The 18,311-nt window shown below is 75.2% G+C and carries 19 protein-coding genes; 13 read left to right on the forward strand and 6 right to left on the reverse strand.

The features are described from left to right. Positions 1-82 precede the first annotated feature (82 nt). Both VGB14_12525 and VGB14_12530 read right to left on the reverse strand, forming a co-directional pair. Positions 83-1,174, reverse strand: coding sequence for an FAD-dependent oxidoreductase (locus tag VGB14_12525; GenBank protein HEX9993745.1), 1,092 nt, complete (start codon positions 1,172-1,174; stop codon positions 83-85). 11 nt (positions 1,175-1,185) lie between these two features. Next, a complete protein-coding gene (locus VGB14_12530) occupies positions 1,186-1,935 on the reverse strand; it encodes a hypothetical protein (protein ID HEX9993746.1) in 750 nt (249 codons plus the stop codon). A gap of 232 nt (positions 1,936-2,167) precedes the next feature. On the opposite strand from VGB14_12530, the gene VGB14_12535 reads away from it, so the two are divergent. The 3 genes from VGB14_12535 (at position 2,168) to VGB14_12545 (ending at position 5,097) form a co-directional block, all read left to right on the forward strand. Then, positions 2,168-2,638, forward strand: coding sequence for a hypothetical protein (locus VGB14_12535; protein HEX9993747.1), 471 nt, complete (start codon positions 2,168-2,170; stop codon positions 2,636-2,638). Positions 2,639-2,716: 78 nt separating this feature from the next. After that, positions 2,717-3,865 carry a glutamate--cysteine ligase gene (locus tag VGB14_12540; protein ID HEX9993748.1) on the forward strand — a complete coding sequence of 383 codons (1,149 nt, stop codon included), beginning with the start codon at positions 2,717-2,719 and terminating at the stop codon, positions 3,863-3,865. Beyond that, complete coding sequence (locus VGB14_12545) at positions 3,865-5,097, forward strand: amidohydrolase (protein HEX9993749.1); 1,233 nt, start codon at positions 3,865-3,867, stop codon at positions 5,095-5,097. The genes VGB14_12540 and VGB14_12545 overlap by 1 nt, the downstream gene beginning before the upstream one ends. An 80-nt stretch (positions 5,098-5,177) precedes the next feature. Here the strand turns inward: VGB14_12545 and VGB14_12550 are convergent, their stop codons facing one another. Next, the gene (locus VGB14_12550; GenBank protein HEX9993750.1) at positions 5,178-5,966 is read right to left on the reverse strand and encodes a hypothetical protein; all 789 of its coding nucleotides are present in this window, start codon (positions 5,964-5,966) and stop codon (positions 5,178-5,180) included. Between the two features lie 81 nt (positions 5,967-6,047). On the opposite strand from VGB14_12550, the gene queA reads away from it, so the two are divergent. The 7 genes from queA to VGB14_12585 are packed head-to-tail and all read left to right on the forward strand — an operon-like array spanning position 6,048 to position 14,399. Then, positions 6,048-7,061: a tRNA preQ1(34) S-adenosylmethionine ribosyltransferase-isomerase QueA gene (gene queA, locus VGB14_12555; GenBank protein HEX9993751.1), complete on the forward strand. Its 1,014-nt coding sequence runs from the start codon at positions 6,048-6,050 to the stop codon at positions 7,059-7,061. Then, positions 7,058-8,194, forward strand: a complete 1,137-nt coding sequence (tgt, locus tag VGB14_12560; GenBank protein ID HEX9993752.1) for a tRNA guanosine(34) transglycosylase Tgt — start codon at positions 7,058-7,060, stop codon at positions 8,192-8,194. The genes queA and tgt overlap by 4 nt, the downstream gene beginning before the upstream one ends. A 27-nt stretch (positions 8,195-8,221) precedes the next feature. Next, positions 8,222-8,620, forward strand: a complete 399-nt coding sequence (yajC, locus tag VGB14_12565) for a preprotein translocase subunit YajC (protein HEX9993753.1) — start codon at positions 8,222-8,224, stop codon at positions 8,618-8,620. A 15-nt stretch (positions 8,621-8,635) separates the two neighbouring features. Next, entirely contained in the window at positions 8,636-10,339 is a 1,704-nt protein-coding gene (secD, locus tag VGB14_12570) for a protein translocase subunit SecD (GenBank protein ID HEX9993754.1), read from the forward strand. After that, a complete protein-coding gene (gene secF, locus VGB14_12575; protein ID HEX9993755.1) occupies positions 10,336-11,625 on the forward strand; it encodes a protein translocase subunit SecF in 1,290 nt (429 codons plus the stop codon). The genes secD and secF overlap by 4 nt, the downstream gene beginning before the upstream one ends. Further along, positions 11,625-12,158: an adenine phosphoribosyltransferase gene (locus VGB14_12580; protein ID HEX9993756.1), complete on the forward strand. Its 534-nt coding sequence runs from the start codon at positions 11,625-11,627 to the stop codon at positions 12,156-12,158. The genes secF and VGB14_12580 overlap by 1 nt, the downstream gene beginning before the upstream one ends. A gap of 30 nt (positions 12,159-12,188) precedes the next feature. Continuing rightward, positions 12,189-14,399, forward strand: coding sequence for a bifunctional (p)ppGpp synthetase/guanosine-3',5'-bis(diphosphate) 3'-pyrophosphohydrolase (locus tag VGB14_12585; protein HEX9993757.1), 2,211 nt, complete (start codon positions 12,189-12,191; stop codon positions 14,397-14,399). 63 nt (positions 14,400-14,462) lie between these two features. On the opposite strand, the gene VGB14_12590 is transcribed toward VGB14_12585, so the two are convergent. Then, positions 14,463-15,146: a hemerythrin domain-containing protein gene (locus tag VGB14_12590; GenBank protein HEX9993758.1), complete on the reverse strand. Its 684-nt coding sequence runs from the start codon at positions 15,144-15,146 to the stop codon at positions 14,463-14,465. A 9-nt stretch (positions 15,147-15,155) separates the two neighbouring features. Then, complete coding sequence (locus VGB14_12595) at positions 15,156-15,878, reverse strand: dienelactone hydrolase family protein (protein HEX9993759.1); 723 nt, start codon at positions 15,876-15,878, stop codon at positions 15,156-15,158. A gap of 64 nt (positions 15,879-15,942) precedes the next feature. Here VGB14_12595 and VGB14_12600 point away from each other — a divergent pair, with 64 nt between their 5' ends. Genes VGB14_12600 through hisS form a run of 3 tightly spaced genes read left to right on the forward strand, consistent with a single transcriptional unit; the run spans position 15,943 to position 18,064 of the window. Beyond that, entirely contained in the window at positions 15,943-16,278 is a 336-nt protein-coding gene (locus tag VGB14_12600; protein HEX9993760.1) for a helix-turn-helix transcriptional regulator, read from the forward strand. Beyond that, positions 16,275-16,766 (forward strand): hypothetical protein, encoded by a 492-nt coding sequence (locus VGB14_12605; protein ID HEX9993761.1) that lies wholly within the window; start codon positions 16,275-16,277, stop codon positions 16,764-16,766. Before VGB14_12600 ends, VGB14_12605 begins: the two co-directional genes overlap by 4 nt. Before the next feature lie 11 nt (positions 16,767-16,777). Then, positions 16,778-18,064 (forward strand): histidine--tRNA ligase, encoded by a 1,287-nt coding sequence (gene hisS, locus VGB14_12610; GenBank protein HEX9993762.1) that lies wholly within the window; start codon positions 16,778-16,780, stop codon positions 18,062-18,064. Here the strand turns inward: hisS and VGB14_12615 are convergent. Continuing rightward, positions 18,018-18,311 (reverse strand): hypothetical protein (locus tag VGB14_12615; protein HEX9993763.1); only part of this gene is annotated, 294 nt, incomplete at its 5' end. The two genes, hisS and VGB14_12615, sit on opposite strands and share 47 nt — an antisense overlap.

The raw sequence follows: 18,311 nt of genomic DNA on the forward strand, positions 1-18,311 counted from the left end.
GCGGAAGGCGGCCAACCCCGTCCGTTCCGCTCGAGCGCGCCGCCCGGCGGCGGGGTGCGACGGCGGCGGGCCCGGCGCCTGCTCAGGCGCGGGCGGGAGCGTAGGGGGAGAGGTCGACGGGCGGGGTGCGGCCGAGGGCGAGGTCGGCGGCCAGGCGGCCGACGTAGGGGCCGACGGTGAGGCCGCCGGCGCCGAGGCCGGTGGCGAGCACCACGCCGTCGACGCCGGGGACGGGGCCGAGGACGGGAAGGCCGTCGGCCGACGCCGGGCGCAGCCCGACCCGCACGTCGGCGACCGTCCCGCCGGCCAGGCCGGGGGCGACGGCCAGGGCCCGGCCCAGCACCTCGTGCAGGCCGGCGGCCGTCGGCCGGGGGTCGAAGCCCGAGCCGGTCTCCCTCGTCGCCCCGGCGACCACCCGGGACGGGCCGAAGGCGACCAGGTAGTGGCCGTCGTCGGCCACCACCGACGGCCAGGCCGACGTGTCCGTCCCGGGCAGGTCGAGGTGGACCAGCTGGCCCCGCTGGGGCTCGACGGCGACGGCGACGCCGAGCGGCGCGCCCGTCGCCCTCACCCACGCGCCCGCCGCCACCACGACGGCGTCGGCCGGGACGGGCCGGCCGTCGACGGCGACCGCCGCCCGCCCGGCGTCCACCGACAGCGCCGCCCCGCCCGCCACCACGGTGGCGCCCAGCCGCTCGGCCCCGGCCAGCAGGGCGTCGCGCACCCGGCGGCCGTCGACCCGCCAGCCGTGCTCCACGTGCACGCCGGCCAGCCGCTTGTCGAGGGGCGGGAACCAGCGGACCGGCTCGCCCGGCGCCAGACGGGTGACGGCCCCGACGGCCGGCTCGGCTGCGGCCCGCCGCTCGGCCAGCGCCGCCGCCCGTTCGACCACGGCCGGGTCGGCCGACACGAGCAGGCCGCCGACGTCGGCCCAACCGACGTCGGCGCCGAGCGCCTCGACGAGCGGCGGGTAGGCGAGCGCGGCGGCGCGGGCGAGCTCGTACCAGCGCGGGTCTTCCACGCCCGACAGCCAGGGGCAGACGATCCCGGCCCCGGCGGCCGTCGCCTGGCCCGGCCGCCCGGCGTCGACGACGGCGACCTCGGCGCCCGCCCCGGCCAGGTGGAAGGCGGCGGCGGCCCCGACGATCCCGCGGCCGACGACGAGGACCCGCACGGCCGACCGGCTCAGGCCGGGGGCCGGAACGGCGACAGGTCGAGCGCGGCGCCGGTGAAGGAGCGCACCTGGCGGACCAGCCGGTCGAGCTGGGCCGGGCGGATCGGCGCCCGCCACTCCTCGACCACGCCGGCCACCCGGACCCCGCCGGGCGCCAGCGCCACCTCGGTGACGTGCAGCCCGGGGACGACCGGGAGGGGGATGGCCGGCCGGGGCACCAGCCGGGCGCCGGCGACGAAGCGGCGCGACCCCCGCACGACCACCGAGCGGGTGGCGAGCCGCACGGAGCCGCCGTCGAGGACGGGCTCGACCTCGACGTGCCCGAGGTCGGCGTGGTCGGCGAGGTGGGCCCGGGCGACGGCGTCGTCGCCGACGACGACCCGGAGGCGGCCGGTCACCCGGGCGACGGCCCGGTCCACCTCGTCCCGGCCGACGAGCACCCGGACCTCGACCGGCGCGGCGACGAGGACGGGCACCTCGCCCGGCTGCACGTGGGCGTTGCGGGCCAGGACGGTGAGGTGGCGGAACGTCCAGGGGTCGGCGGCGACGTCGTCGGCCGCGACGGTCACCGTCCCGTACTGGCCGACGAGCGGCCCGAGGGTCGGCGGGTCGACGGCGCAGGCCAGCAGCGACAGGGCCACCTCCCGGCCGCCGGCCCGGAACCTCACCCGCCGGCCGACGAGCGACGACGACACGGCGGCCACCAGGTCGGTGAGCACGCTGGCCGGCGAGAACCCGAACAGCTCGCCGAGCTTCGGCATCCCGGGCAGCTGAGGGACGCCGGGCGGCGGCCAGGGCGGCCGGAACCCCCGCAGCCACCCCTCGCCCTGTCCCCCGGTCGTCCCTGGCATGGCTTCCCGATCCGGTCGGCGGGTCTAAGCGAGCGTAGCCCCCGCTTCAGTACCCAATTGACTTAGTTACGTGGTTGTAACTACAGTGGTGTCATTCTGGGCAAGGGCCCGGTAACGACGAAACGGAGACAACATGTCGGCTGTGAGCGTGCTCGAAGCGACGACCCGCCCCGCGATCGCCGCGATGAGCCTCGTGCAGACGCTGGACTTCAGCATGCTGCGAAGGAAGCTCGAAGACCCCGACGAAGGGCTCGGCGTCCCGAGCGAACGGCTCGATGTCCTCGAGCAGGAATACAGGAGGTTCCTCGCGCTCCGGCTGGCGTACCCGGCTGAGGAGATCACGCCTTGTCGCGCTGTCGACCAGTTCTGGCACGCGCACATTCTCGACACCGAGGCATACGCGAGCGACTGTGAGCAGCTGTTCGGTCGCTTCGTCCACCACTACCCGTACTTCGGGATGCGCGGTGACGATGACGCTCGGGACCTCCGCGATGCGTTCGCGCGGACGCTCGAGCTGTACGTCGAGAACTTCGGCGAGCCGCCCGCAGGCACCTGGCCGGTGACGACCGCGGCCAAGTGCCGCACGAAGTGCAAGCCGGTGAAGTGTAAGTAGGGCCGGGCGCCCGGAGTCCGCTCCGGGGCCGGAGCGGCGGCCGGCAGCCGGTAGGTTGGCGAGCCGGAGGTCGCCGGGGTGCACATCGAGTTCAACAGCTCGCCGAGGTCCAGCCTGGGCGTGGAGATGGAGCTGGGGCTGGTCGACGCGGAGACGCGGCGGCTGGTGAGCGCGGCGTCGGACCTGCTGGGCGAGCTCGGCCGGGGCCATCCCGGCGGTGAGCACCCGAAGGCCAAGCACGAGCTGTTCGAGTCCTGCGTCGAGATCATCACCGGCGTGTGCGCCACGCCGGCCGAGGCCCGCGACGACCTGGCCCGCACCCTGGACGAGGTGGCGACGGCGGCCGCAGCCCGGAACCTCGACCTCGTGTGCGCCGGCACCCACCCGTTCTCGCCCTGGCACGAGCAGCAGATCAGCCCGAGCCCCCGCTACCACCAGCTGGTCGAGGACTGCCGGTGGACGGCGCTGCGGCTGGTGATCTTCGGCGTCCACTTCCACGTCGGCGTGCGGTCGCCGGAGAAGTCGATCGCCATCGCCAACACGCTCGGCACCTACCTGCCCCACCTGCTCGCCCTGTCCAGCTCCAGCCCCTACCTCGAGGGCCACGACACCGGCATGGCGTCGGTGCGCACGAAGGTGTTCGAGGCCCTGCCCACGGCCGGGCTGCCCGAGCAGCTCGCCGGGTGGGCGGAGTTCGAGGAGTTCATGGCGACCCTCCAGCTGGCCGGCGCCATCCGCACGGTGAAGGAGGTGTGGTGGGACATCCGCCCCCACCCGGACTTCGGCACCGTCGAGCTGCGGATGTGCGACGGGATCGCCTCGCTGGAGGAGGTGGCGGCGATCGCGTCCCTGGCCCAGAGCCTCGTCGACTGGCTCGACTCGCTCCACGACCGGGGCTACACCCTGCCGGTGCCGCCCCAGTGGGTGGTGCGGCAGAACAAGTGGCGGGCGGCCCGCTACGGGCTCGACGCCGAGCTGATCGTCGACGGGTCGGGCGGCCTCGTGCCGGTCCGCCAGGCCGTCGCCGACACCCTGGAGGAGCTGACGCCGGTGGCCCGGCGCCTCGGCGGCGAGGACGAGCTGCTCGGCGTGCGGCGCATCCTCGAGCGGGGCTCGTCCGCCGACCGGCAGCGGCGGGTGGTGGAGCAGGGCGGGACCCTGGTGGACGTGGTCGACTCGCTCGCGACCGACCTCGGCGCCCACCGGGCCAGCGCCGCGCAATCCTGATGGCGGTGCAGGACCTGGCGGCCGGGCCGGGGGACGACGTGCTCGCCCGGGTGGTGGACCGCTTCCTCGCCGACCACGGCGACGAGCTGGTGGCCATCCGCCGCCGCATCCACGCCCACCCCGAGCCGTCCTGGCACGAGCAGGCGACGACCGCCCTCGTGGCCGAGCGCCTCGCCGCCGCCGGCCTGTCGCCCCGCGTGCTCGCCGGCGGCACCGGCCTCGTGTGCGACGTCGGCCCGGCCGGCGCCGACGGCCCGACCGTCGTGCTCCGGGCCGACCTCGACGCGCTGTGCCTCGAGGACACCAAGGACGTGCCCTACCGGTCGACGGTGCCCGGCGTGTGCCACGCCTGCGGCCACGACGTGCACACCACCTCGCTGCTCGGCGCCGGCCTGGTCCTCGACCGGGCCCTGGCCGAGACCGGCGGCGGGCGGGTGCGGCTCGTGTTCCAGCCGGCGGAGGAGGCGCTGCCCGGCGGGGCGACGGCGGCGGTGGCGGCCGGCGTGCTCGAGGGCGCGTCGGCCATCTTCGCCCTCCACTGCGACCCCGGCCTCGACGCCGGCCGGGTCGGGGTCAAGGCGGGCTGCATCACGTCGGCCTGCGACCTCGTCGTCGTCCGCCTCCACGGCCCCGGCGGGCACACGGCCAGGCCCCACCTCACGGCCGACCTCGTCCACGTCGCCGCCCGCATCGTCACCGACGTCACGGCCGGCATGGGCCGGCTCATCGACGTGCGCAGCGGGGTCAGCGTCGTGTGGGGCGCCATCCACGCCGGCGGCGCGCCGAACGTCATCCCGAACGCGGCCGAGGTGGCCGGCACCATCCGGTGCATGACGAGGGAGGCGTGGGAGGCGGTGCCCGCCATCGTCCGCCGCCTGCTCGACGCCGTCGTCCTGCCCCTCGGCGCCACCTACGACCTCGACTACACCCGCGGCTCGCCGCCGGTCGACAACGACCCGTCCGCCACCCGCCTCGTCGCCAACGCGGTGTCGGCCGCGCTCGGCCCCGACGCCGTGGCCGAGGCCGTGCAGAGCGTCGGCGCCGAGGACTTCTCCTGGTACCTGGACCACGTGCCCGGCTCCTTCGCCCGCCTCGGCGTGCGGCCGCCGGGGACGGTCGAGGCCCCCGACCTCCACACGAGCGCGTTCGACGTGGACGAGCGGGCCATCGGGGTGGCCGTCCGCACCTTGACGAGGGTGGCCGTCGAGGCCCTGGCCGCCTACCGGTCGTGACCGGGCCCGGACGCGCCGGCGCCCCCCGACCCGAGGGCCGAGGGGCGCCGGGGAGGCGCACGCTGCCGGAGGAGGGAGGGCTAGAGCAGCGGCGCGGTGACCAGCTTCAGGCGGATGCCGAGGACCTGCCCGGCCCGCTGCTGCTGGGGGCCGAGGCGGGTGATGCCGATGGTGCCGGCGTCGGTGGTCGTCCCGATCTCGGCGGTGTGCACGCCGATGGTGACGAGCACGCCGATGGCCCGGCCGGCGTCGTCGATCACGCCGCTGCCGGAGTCGCCGAAGATGGCGAGGCCGTTGGCGTAGACGTGGTTCGGGTTCGGCATGGACAGGGCGACGTGGGTCCTCGCCGGGATCGTCTCGCCGAGCAGGAGGCCCTGGCCGAAGTGGTGCAGGACGACCGGCTCCTGGACGAGGGCGTCGTTGCGCCCGGTCGGCCCGCCGAAGTGGCACATCTGCGGGCTGGCCTGCACGCCGGGGTCGAGGCGGATGAGGGCGAAGTCCTTCGGGTCCTGGAGGATGGCGTAGGCGAACTCGCCGACCCGGTTGCCGTCGGCGTCGGTGGCCACCGGCCCGCTGCCGGCCGCCCACGAGCGCTCGCCGACGTCGCCGCCGACCGGGCTCTCGCCGAGGATGCAGTGGCCGGCCGTGCCCATGTAGCGGTTGCCGTCCGACCCCCGGAACAGGAAGTTGAACGTGCACTGGCCCACGTCGCTGTTGACGATGGCGCCGGGCCGCACGCCGGGGCAGGTGCCGGTGCCGACGGGCGGGGCGGCGGTGCCGACCCCGATGGTGCAGGGGGCGCCGCCGAGGGTCCAGTTGGGGTCGCCGGCCTGAGCCGGGGTCGGGGCGAGGACGGTCGTCGCGAGCAACGCCGCTCCCCCCGCAACGAGAGCACGCAGTCGGGTCATGGCGCTGGATTCGCCACCGCCGGTTCCGGTTCCTGCTCGCCCATGGACCGCTTCGACTACGGCCTGCCGCCGTCGGCGATCGCCCAGGTCCCGGCCGAGCCGAGGAGCGCGGCCCGGCTGCTCGTCGACGGCGGCCCCGGCCGGCCGCCGGCCCACCGCACGGTCGCCGACCTGCCCGACCTCGTCGGTCCCGGCGACGTGCTCGTCGTCAACGACACGAGGGTGATCCCGGCCCGGCTGGCCCTGCGCAAGGCGACCGGCGGGGAGGCCGAGGTGCTGCTGCTCGAGCCCCACCCGGCCGGCGGGTGGGAGGCGCTGGTGCGCCCGGGCCGCCGCCTCCCGCCCGGCACCGTCCTCCGGCCCGACGCCGCCGACGACGGGTTCGCCGCGGTCGTGGGGGAGGACCTGGGCGACGGCCGCCGCCGGGTCGACCTGTGCCTCCCGCCGGGGTTGGCCGAGGCCGACGCGCTGGCCCGCCACGGCGCCGTGCCGCTGCCGCCCTACCTCACGGGCGGGCTGCCCGACCCGGAGCGCTACCAGACCGTCTACGCCGCCCATCCCGGGTCGGTGGCCGCGCCGACGGCCGGGCTGCACCTCACCCCCGAGGTGCTCGACCGGTGCCGGGAGCGGGGCGCGCTGGTGGCGACCGTCGACCTGTCCGTCGGCATCGGCACGTTCCGGCCGGTCACCGTGGACGATCCCGCCGAGCACCGCATGCACGCCGAGCGCTACCGGGTGCCGGCCGCGACCATGGACGCCTGCCGGGCGGCCCGCCGGGTCGTCGCCGTCGGGACGACGACCGTGCGGGCGCTCGAGGCGGCGGCCGCCACCGGCGACCTCGAGGGGCGGACCGACCTGTTCGTCCGGCGGGGCTTCCCGTTCCGGGTCGTCGGCGCCCTGCTGACGAACTTCCACCTGCCCCGGTCGTCGCTGCTGCTCCTCGTGGACGCGTTCGTCGGCGACCGCTGGCGCGACCTCTACGCCACCGCCCTCGCCGACGGGTACCGCTTCCTCTCCTTCGGCGACGCCATGTTCCTGCCCGCCCGCACGGCATGAGCGTGGTCCGCCTGGACGTCGAGGCGACCGATGGGGCGGCCAGGGCCGGGCGCCTGCGCACCCCGCGGGGCGAGGTGCCGCTGCCGTGCTTCATGCCCGTCGGGACGAGGGGGGCGGTGCGCACCCTCTCCTCGGCCGACCTCGACGCGCTCGGCCCGCCCGTGGTCCTCGCCAACACCTACCACCTGATGCTGCGGCCGGGCGCCGACGTGGTCGCCGGGCTCGGCGGCCTGCACCGGTTCTGCGCCTGGGACGGCCACCTGCTCACCGACTCCGGCGGGTTCCAGGTGTTCTCCCTCGACCCGGCCGTGGACGACGACGGGGTGACGTTCCGCTCGACCTACGACGGGTCCACCCACCGCCTGACGCCCGAGGGCGCGGTCGACGTCCAGGAGCGGCTCGGTGCGGACGTGCAGATGGTCCTCGACGTGTGCCCGCCGCTGCCGTCCCCGCCCGCCGTCGTGCGCCGCGCCGTGGAGCGGACGGCGGCGTGGGCGGCGCGGGCCAGGCGGGCCCACCGGCGCGAGGGCCAGGCCCTGTTCGGGATCGTGCAGGGCGGGGTGGACGCGGACCTGCGCCGGGAGAGCGCGGAGCGGACCGTCGCCCTCGGCTTCGACGGCTACGGGATCGGCGGGCTCTCGGTCGGCGAGCCGCGCGAGGAGATGCTCCCGGCCCTGGCGGCCACCGTCGCCGCCCTACCTGCGGACCGGCCCCGCTACCTGATGGGGGTGGGCGACCCGGTCGGGCTGGTCGAGGCCGTGGCCCTCGGGGTCGACCTGTTCGACTGCGTCCTGCCCACCCGGCTGGCCCGGCACGGCACCCTGCTGACCACGGCCGGCCGGCTGAACCTGCGCAACGCCGCCCACGCCACCGACCCCGGCCCGGTGGACCCGGCCTGCCCGTGCCCGGTGTGCGCCCGGTGGAGCCGCGCCTACCTGCGCCACCTGCTCCAGGTGAACGAGCCGACCGTCCACCGGCTGCTGACCATCCACAACGTGTCCTGGCTGCTGGCGCTGGTCGACCGGGCCAGGGCGGCGATCCGGGCCGGCACCCTGAGCGGCCTGCGGGCCGAGGTCGCCGCCGCCTGGCCGGGCCCGGTGGGCGCGACGGGGACCGGGGCCCCCGGGGACTAGCCTTGCTCCGGCCCTGATCCCGTCCCCTTGGACCGTCCGATGTCGCTGCTCGTGCCCCTCGTCCTGTTCGGCCTCCTGTGGGCCCTGCTCATCCTCCCGCAGCAGCGCCGCATGCGCGCCCAGCAGGAGATGCAGAACAACCTGGCGCCGGGCGACGAGCTGGTCACCGCCGGCGGCGTCTACGGCCGGGTGACCGAGGTGGACAGCGAGTCCGTGTTCCTGGAGGTCGCCGAGGGGATCGAGCTGCGGGTGGCGAAGAGCGCGGTCGCCCGCCGCCTGCCGGCCCAGCTGGCCACCACCGACGAGGCCGCCGAGGCGGAGGTCGACGAGTTCGACCTCGACCTCGACGGCGACACCACCGCCCCCGCCATCCCGCCGCCCGACGGGCCAGACGGCCAGAGCCGGGCCCGGCGGGACGACGGCTGAGCCCGAGCCCGAGCGATGCGCCGACCACTCCTCATCTCCCTGCTCTTCGTCGTCCTGCTGGCCGGCGGGGCGCTGACCGCCACCCTGCTGGCGGGCAACAGCCCCGAGCTCGGCCTCGACCTCCAGGGCGGCGTCTCGGTCGTCCTCCAGCCGAAGGAGGAGGTCCCCTCCGACCGGCTGGACCAGTCCATCGAGATCATCCGCAACCGGGTCGACGCGCTGGGCGTGGCCGAGCCCGAGATCGCCCGCCAGGGCAACGCCATCGTCGTCCAGCTGCCCGGCGTCCGGGACCAGCAGCGGGCCCTGGAGCTGGTCGGCCAGACGGCCGAGCTGCGCTTCCGGCCCGTGCTCGCCACCCTCGGCCCGGTCGGGGCGACCACCACGACCACCGCGCCTCCCGAGACGACCACCACGACGGCGGCCGACGGGTCGACGACCACGACCGAGGCGGACGGGTCCACCACGACCACGGCGGCGGACGGGTCCACGACCACGACCGAGCCGGCCGACGGCGACGCCTTCAGCGACCTGAGCCGCCCGCCGGCCGCCGGCCTGGCCGAGGGCGAGCAGGCCCAGGCCCAGCCGTCCACCTCGTCGAGCGCGACCACGGCCACCACCGCCGCCGAGACCACGACGACGACGGCGGCCGAGGGCGCCGCCACGTCGACCACGGCCACCACGGCGCCGGCCACCACGCCGACCACCAACGCCGAGGGCGTCACCCCCAGGGAGGCGGACGACCCCGAGGCCGAGGTCATCTTCCCGGGCCGGGAGGGCGACCCGACCCGCTACGTGCTCGGCCCGTCCCAGCTCACCGGCGAGGCGCTCAACACCGCCGACGCCCGCTTCGACGAGACGAGCGGCGAGTGGGGCGTGTTCCCCGAGTTCAGCGGCGACGGCATCGCCTCGTTCAACGCCGTGGCCGGGCAGTGCTTCAACCGGGAGCAGACCTGCCCGACCCAGCAGCTCGCCATCGTCCTCGACGGCGTGGTGCAGTCGGCGCCGACCATCCAGGAGCCGTCCTTCCAGCCCGACCAGATCCGCATCAGCGGCGCCTTCTCCGAGGGCGAGGCCAAGGACCTCGCGCTCGTCCTCCGCTACGGCGCCCTGCCCGTCGAGCTCGAGCGCCAGTCCGTGCAGACCGTGTCGGCCACGCTCGGCAAGGACTCGCTGCACGCCGGCGTGATCGCCGGCCTGGTCGGCGTCGGCCTCGTGGTGCTGTTCATGCTCGCCTACTACCGGATGCTCGCGGCGGTGGTCCTGCTCGGGCTGTGCGTGTCGGCCGCCCTCCTGTGGTCGATCGTCGCCTACCTCGGCGAGAGCCAGGGCCTGGCCCTCACCCTGGCCGGGGCGACCGGGATCATCGTGTCGATCGGCGTCACCGTGGACTCCTACGTCGTCTACTTCGAGCGGCTGAAGGACGACCTCGAGAGCGGCAAGACCCTGCGGTCGTCGGTGGACCGGGGCTTCACCAACGCCTACCGCACGATCATCAACGCCGACCTCGTGTCGCTGATCGGCGCCCTGCTCCTGTACTGGCTGACGGTCGGGCCGGTGCGCGGCTTCGCCTTCTTCCTCGCCCTGTCGACCGCGCTCGACATGTTCGTCGCCTACTTCTTCACCCGCCCGGCGGTGGCCCTCATGGCCAGGAGCCCGCGCTTCGGCGCTCGGGCGACGCTCGGCGTCGGCACCCGGAGACCCGCGGAGGCGCTGGCATGACGTCGACGACCACGACCACCGGCCCGGACGGCACCGGCGACGGCGCCGCCCGGCGGGGCCTCTGGTACCGCCTCTACCACGGCGAGACGACGTTCGACTTCAACGGCCGGCGCTGGGTCGGGTTCGCCATCTCCGGCACGGTCCTGCTGATCAGCGTGCTGTCCCTGTTCACCCGCGGGCTCAACCTCGGGATCGACTTCGAGGGCGGCGTGGTGTGGGAGGTGCCGGCCGAGAACGGGCTGACGGTCGACGACGTGCGCGACGTCGTCACCCCGTTCGGCCTCGAGGACGCCCGCATCCAGACCCTGTCGGGCGGCGAGGGCGAGCGCGTCCGCGTCCAGGCCGGGCCCCAGGGCGAGCAGGAGGACGCCATCACGTCCGCCCTCGCCGAGGCGGCCGAGGTCGACTCCGAGGACATCGGCTTCACGTCGGTCGGCCCGTCCTGGGGCGAGGAGATCACCGACAAGGCCGTGCGGGCCCTCGTGTTCTTCTTCATCGCCATCGCGCTCTACATCTCGTTCCGGTTCGAGTGGCGCATGGCCGTCGGCGCCATCGCCGCCGTCGTCCACGACATCCTGATCAGCGTCGGGATCTACTCCCTGGCCGGGTTCGAGGTCACGCCGGCGACGGTCATCGCCTTCCTCACGATCCTCGGCTTCTCGCTCTACGACACGATCGTCGTGTTCGACAAGGTGAAGGAGAACACCCGCAGGGTCAGCAGCCGGTTCACCTACGGCGACGTGGTGAACCTGTCGATGAACCAGACCCTGATGCGGTCGCTCAACACCAGCGTGGCCGCCATCCTCCCGGTCCTCGCCCTGCTGCTGATCGGCGCCGGCCTGCTCGGGGCGGTGACCCTCCAGGAGTTCGCCATCGCCCTGCTCGTCGGCCTCTTCGTCGGCGCCTACTCCTCGATCGCCATCGCCACGCCCGTGCTCGCCGTGCTGAAGGAGCGCGAGCCCCGCTACCGCGACCTGAAGCGCCGGGCGGCGGCCCAGCGGTCGGCCGGCGCCGGGGCCCGGGTGGCGGCGGCCAGGGAGGACGTGGGCGGAGCCGACGAGGACGGCGGCGGCGGCCGGCGGCCCCGGGCGGCCAGGGTGCCGGTCACCCCGGCCGGCGAGGAGCTGACGGTCACCGCTCCGGCCGGCTCGGGGGCCACGTCGGCCACGTCGGCCAGGACGGGCACGCCGGCCCGCCCGGCCCAGGGCGCGGCGAAGAAGGCGGCGGCGGCCCGCCGGCCGGGCACGGCCCCGCCGCCGCGGCCCCGCAAGAAGCGCCGGCGGTAGTGGCCCCGGCCGTGGACGCCGAGGCGCTGCGGGCCCGCATCCGCGACATCCCCGACTTCCCGAAGCCGGGGATCGTCTTCAAGGACATCACCCCGCTGCTGAACGACGCCGGCGCCTTCCGGTCGACCGTCGACGCCATCGCCGGCCACTTCGCCGGCCGGCCGGTCGACCGCGTGCTCGGCGTGGAGGCGAGGGGCTTCATCATCGCCGCGCCGGTCGCCTACCAGCTGCAGGCGGGCTTCGTGCCCGTGCGCAAGGCCGGGAAGCTGCCCTGGGAGATCGAGAAGCAGGAGTACGAGCTCGAGTACGGCACCGACCTGCTCGAGATCCACCGCGACGCCGTCCGGCCGGGCGAGTCCGTGCTCGTCGTCGACGACGTGCTGGCCACCGGGGGCACGGCGGCGGCGACGGCCCGCCTGGTCGAGAAGCTCGGCGGCCGGGTGGCCGGCATGGGCTTCGTGATCGAGCTGGGCTTCCTCGACGGCCGGGCCCGCCTCGACGGGTACGAGCTGGTCTCCCTGGTCACCTACTGACCCCCGGGGGGCGGTCGTAGACTGGCCCCGATGCCGACCGTCGACCGCGTCCTGCCCTGGCGCCGGCACGTGCCGCCGCCCGCCGTGGAGCTGGCACCGGTCCTCGCCGCCTACCGGGCCCGGCACCCGAAGGACCAGACGACCCTGATCGAGCGGGCCTACACCTGCGCGGCGGAGGCCCACGTCCACCAGGTGCGGCGCTCGGGCGACCCGTACATCCACCACCCGGTCGCCGTCGCCACCATCGTCGCCGGCCTCGGGCTGGACGACGTCACCGTCGCCGCCGCCCTCCTCCACGACGCCGTCGAGGACACCGGCGTCACCCTGGAGGACCTCGCCGACGAGTTCGGCCCCGAGGTGGCGGCCATCGTCGACGGCGTCACCAAGCTCGACCGGGTCAAGTTCGACTCCCGCGAGGCCCAGCAGGCCGCCACCATGCGCAAGATGCTGGTGGCGATGGCGAAGGACCTGCGGGTCCTCATCATCAAGCTGGCCGACCGGCTCCACAACATGCGGACCCTCGCCGCCATGCCCGAGCACAAACAGGAGCGCACGGCGAGCGAGACCCTCGACATCTACGCCCCGCTGGCCCACCGCCTCGGGATGCAGGACATCAAGCAGCAGCTGGAGGACCTGGCCTTCGCCGCGCTGCACCCGAAGCGCTACGCCGAGATCGACCACATGGTGTCGTCCCGGGCGCCGGAGCGGGCCCTCTACCTCGACCAGGTGCTGGACCAGGTGCGGGAGCGGCTGGAGGAGCTCGGCATCCGGGCGACGGTCACCGGCCGGCCGAAGCACCTGTGGAGCATCTACGAGAAGATGGTGGTGCGGGGCAAGGAGTTCGACGAGATCTTCGACCTCGTCGGCATCCGGGTCATCGTCGAGTCGGTCAAGGACTGCTACGCCGCGCTGGGGTCCATCCACGCCACCTGGAAGCCGGTGCAGGGGCGGTTCAAGGACTACATCGCCATGCCCAAGTTCAACCTCTACCAGTCGCTGCACACGACGGTGGTGGGGCCCCAGGGCAAGCACATCGAGGTCCAGATCCGCACCACCGAGATGCACGTGCGGGCCGAGTACGGCGTGGCCGCCCACTGGAGCTACAAGGAGCACTCGCTCGACATCGCCTGGCTGAACCGGATCATCGACTGGCAGCAGGAGATCGGCGACCCGGCCGCCTTCATGGCGAACCTGAAGTTCGACCTCGAGCAGGACGAGGTCTTCGTGTTCACCCCGAAGGGCAAGGTCGTCACCCTGCCGGTCGGGGCCACGCCGATCGACTTCGCCTACTCGATCCACACCGAGGTCGGCCACACCTGCATCGGGGCCAAGGTGAACGGCCGCCTCGTGCCCCTCGACTCGAAGCTGGCGTCGGGCGACACCGTCGAGGTCGTCACCTCGAAGGCCGAGAGCGCGGGCCCGTCACGGGACTGGCTGAAGGTCGTGGCCACCCCGAGGGCGGCCAACAAGATCAAGCAGTGGTTCTCCCGGGAGCGGCGGGAGGACGCCACCGCGGCGGGCAAGGACGAGCTGATCAAGGCGCTGCGCCGCGAGGGCCTGCCGGTGCAGAAGCTCCAGGGCTCGGCCGTCCTGCTCGACGTGGCCAAGGCCATGAACTACGCCGACCTCGACGCCCTCCACGCCGCCGTCGGCGAGAACCACGTGTCGGCCAAGGCGGTGGCCCAGCGGGTGGGCCGGGCGCTGCGGGACGGCGACGCCGAGGAGCAGCTGCCGACCACCGCCACCCAGCCGGTGCGGCGCTCGCCGTCCAGGCGGGCGACGGCCGGCGTGCACGTCGAGGGCCTGGACGACGTGATGGTGCGGCTGTCGCGCTGCTGCACGCCGGTCCCGGGCGACGCCATCATGGGCTTCGTCACGCGGGGGAGGGGCGTGTCGGTCCACCGGGCCGACTGCGCCAACGCCGTCTCGCTGTCGGCCGGCCAGGGCGACCGCCTGATCGACGTGGAGTGGGACGAGTCCGGCCCCGGCGTGTTCGTCGCCTCCGTCGAGGTGAAGGCGCTCGACCGGTCTCGGCTCCTGCGGGACGTGTCGGCCGCGCTGGCCGACCACCACGTCAACATCCTGTCCTGCACCACGAACACCGGCTCGGACCGCATCGCCACCATGCGCTTCGACTTCGAGCTCGGCGACGCGTCCCACCTCGACTCGCTGATCGGGACGATCAAGGGCATCGACGGCGTGTACGACGCCCACCGGGTCCTCCCCGGCCGCGGCGGCTGAGCGCCGGATCGGGCGTCCCGGCTGCGGCCGGCGCCGGCGCCGCCCCGGCCTTCGTGACCGGCGCTACCCGGCCTTCCTGATCGGGGCGACCAGCCGGGCGAACCGGCGCCGCCAGGCGACGGCCAGCAGGGCCCGCACCGGCAGGGGCGGGGCCGGCATGGCGGCCAGGGCCTCGGGGTTGCGGCGGATGGCGTCGTCGATCGAGCCGACGGCGACGGCCAGGTCCCGGAACGGGAGCCGGCGGAGCAGCTGGGTGTCGATGCGGCGCCAGGCGTCGGCGGCGAGGTGCTCGTTGATCAGCGGGAGCACGTCGTCCTCCTCGTGGCGCAGGTGCTCCTCGAGCGACGCCCCGAGCCGGCCGAGGGTGACCCTGAGCCGCTCGGCCGACGCCTCGTCGGGCCGCTCGGCGAAGGCGGCGAAGGCGGTGTCGGCCTCGCCGAGGTGGCCGTCCACGTCGGCGTGCTCGGACCGCATCCGCTCCTCCTGCTCGGCGAAGCCGGGCGCGGCGGCGCGGAGGGCGGGCCAGACGAGGTCGTCCTCGCCGACGTGGTGGTGGTGCAGGCCCTTGGCGAAGTGGTGCCAGAGCCGGTGGAGGACGGCGGCCGTCGCCGCGTCGCCCGGCCGCCAGGCGCCGACCGCGGCGGTCAGCTCCTCGAGGCCGGCCCGGAGGGTGAGGTGGACGCCCTCGAACCCGGAGAGGTCGGGGCCGCCCGCCCGAGCCCGGCGGATGGGGCGGAACTCGGCCACCTCGCCGGCCTAGCGGGCCGGCTCGCCGGCCGCCGCCGGCAGGTGGGCGGCGAGGAAGGCGACCGTGCGGTCCCACGCCGACCGGGCCGCCGCCTCGACGTGGAACATGGGCGCGTCGTGGTTCTCGAACGCGTGCCCGGCGTGCTCGACGTTCAGCTCGAACCGCTCCTCGCCGGCGATGGCCTCCCGCAGCCGCTCGACGCCCTCGAAGGGGATGTAGGGGTCGGCGTCGCCGAAGTGGAAGAGCGTGGGGCAGGTGACCGAGCCGAGCAGGTCGAGCTGGTCGGGCACGCCCGAGCCGTAGTAGCTGACGCAGCAGGCCGGGTCGCCGGCGGCCGCCGCCCCGAAGGCGAGGGTGCCGCCGAGGCAGTAGCCGAGGATGGCCGGCCGGCCGTCGACCTCGTCGAGCCCGGCGAGGTGGTCGAGGCCGGCGACGCAGTCCTCCACGGCCTTGCCGATGTCCAGCTCCTGCACGGCGGCGAGCGACTCGTTCAGCCCCCGCTCGTCGTGGTCGGCCCGGTAGCCGGGGCGGGTGCGCCAGTAGAGGTCGGGCGCGCCGACGACGTAGCCGCGCTCGGCCAGCCGCTCGGCGACGGCCTCGATGAACGAGCTGACGCCGAAGATCTCCTGCACGAGCACGATCCCCGGCCCCCGGCCGGCGCCGGGGAGCCAGAGGTGGAGGTCGAAGGCGCCGCCCTCCCGCGGGACGCGCTCGACACGGGTCGTCGTCATGGCCGCAGTCTCCCAGCCCGGCACCGCCGGTGCGCCCCGATGCCGGCTGCGGCATACTGGCGCGGTGGACCTGGGTGCGACGCTCCGGGAGGCCCGCCGCCGGGCCGGCCTGACCCAGCGCCAGCTGGCCGAGCGGGCCGGCACGTCCAAGGCCGCGGTGGCGCGCTACGAGTCCGGCCGGGTCACCCCCGACCTGGCGACGTTCGCCCGCCTGGTCGAGGCCTGCGGCCACCAGCTGGCGGTGACGCCCGCCGCGGCGGCCCCCGATCCCCGGATCGACCGTTCGGCCATCCGCCGCCTGCTGGCCATGCCCGTCCCCGAGCGGGTCGCCCTGGCCGTGGAGGAGGGCCGGGCCATCGGCCGGTTCGACCGGGCCGTCGCTGCCGCCCGCCTCCGGTGACCCCGGCCTTCGACCCGCTCGGCGCGCTCCGCGCGCTCGTCGACCACGACGTCCGCTTCGTGCTCGTCGGCGGGCTTGCCGGCCGGGTCCACGGGTCGCCGACGGTCACCAACGACACCGATGTCTGCTGCGCGAGGGACGCCGAGAACCTGGAGCGCCTGGCGAGCGCCCTCCGCTCCCTCGACGCCCGCCTCCGGGGGGTCGACGACGACGTCCCCTTCCTGCTCGACGCGAGGACGCTGGCCGCCGGCTGCAACTTCACGTTCACGACGTCGGCCGGGTCCCTCGACGTGCTCGGGCTGCCGAGCGGCACGGCCGGCTACGAGGACCTCGCGGCCGGCGCCGAGCGGCTGGACCTGGGCGACGGCCTCGTCGTCGACGTCGTCGCCCTGGACGACCTCATCCGGATGAAGCGGGCGGCCGGCCGCCGCAAGGACCTCGTGGAGGTCGAGATCCTGCTCGCCGTCCGCGAGGAGGCCGGCCACTAACCTGCGGCGTCGTGCCCCAGTTCACGGCGCCCATCGGGACGCGGGACGTCTTCGGCGACGAGGCGGCCCGGTGGGAGGCGCTGCTCGCCCGGTTCGCCGGGCACGTGGAGCGGGCCGGCTACGGGCTGCTCGTCAGCCCGGCCTTCGAGGACCTCGCCGTGTTCCAGCGGGTCGGGGAGGGCACCGACGTCGTCCGCAAGGAGATGTACGACTTCCTCGACAAGGGCGGCCGCCGCATCGCCCTCCGCCCCGAGGGGACGGCGTCGGTCGTGCGGGCCTTCGTCCAGCACCGCCCGCCCACCCCGTTCAAGGCCTGGTACGTCGCCCCCTGCTTCCGCTACGAGCGCCCGCAGGCCGGCCGCCTGCGCCAGCACCACCAGCTCGGCGTCGAGGTGCTGGGGCCCGACGACCCGGACGTGGACGTCGAGGTCATCGCCGTCGGGCACGAGTTCCTGCGCTCGCTCGGCCTGACCGGCATCGACCTGCTCGTGAACTCGATGGGCGACCGGGCCGGCCGGGCCGCCTACCTCGACGTGCTGCGCCGCTTCCTCGACGAGCACCGGGGCGACCTGGCCGAGGAGGACCGGGAGAAGGTCGACGCCCATCCGCTGCGGGTCCTCGACTCCAAGCGCCACGCCTCCCGGTCGGTGGTCGCCCACGCCCCGAGCATCCTCGACCACCTGAGCGACGACGCCGCCGCCCACTTCGAGCGGGTGCAGACCGGCCTCCGCGAGCTCGGCATCCCGTTCCGGGTCGAGCCCCGGCTGGTGCGGGGCCTCGACTACTACACCCACACCACCTTCGAGCTGCAGTCGACCGCGCTCGAGGCCGCCCAGAACACGGTGATGGGCGGCGGCCGCTACGCCGGGCTGAGCGAGGCGCTGGGCGGGCCGCCCACGCCGGGGACGGGCTTCGGGTCGGGCATCGAGCGGGTCCTGCTCGCCTGCGACGCCGAGGGCGTGTTCCCGGCGCCGCCGCCCCGGCTCGACGCGTTCGTGGTCGACGTCACCGGCGGCACCCACGCGCGGGCGATCACCGCCGAGCTCCGCCGGGCCGGCCTGGCCACCGACCGGGCCTGGGACCAGCGGTCGATGAAGGCGCAGATGAAGCTGGCCGACCGGTCGGGCGCGGCCGTCGCCGTCATCGTCGGCCAGGACGAGGCGGCCACCGGCACGGTCACCCTGCGGCCGCTGCGGGGCGGCGACCAGGAGGTGGTCGACCGCCAGGACGTCGTGCGGGCCGTCGCCGACCTCAGGGCGCGGCGAGCTCCACGACCGTCGACCCCGTCGACGCGGTAGGGAACGCCGGGCGGCTGCCGACCGTCACCGCCTCGGGCGCCGGGTGGACGACGACCCGGAACGAGGCGCCGCCCCGCGTCGCCACCCCCGTGTTCCAGCTCGACCACCGCAGCTCGACGTCGACGGCGGCCAGCGCGCCCTTCAGGTCGGCCCGCACCCGCTCGGCCGGCCAGTGGGTGACGAACACCAGCCGGTCGACGCCGGGCACGGGCAGCGGCTCGACGTTGGTGAGCGGGGCCAGCTGGCA

The organism is Acidimicrobiales bacterium, assembly GCA_036399815.1.
In the GTDB taxonomy this organism is placed as follows: domain Bacteria; phylum Actinomycetota; class Acidimicrobiia; order Acidimicrobiales; family DASWMK01; genus DASWMK01.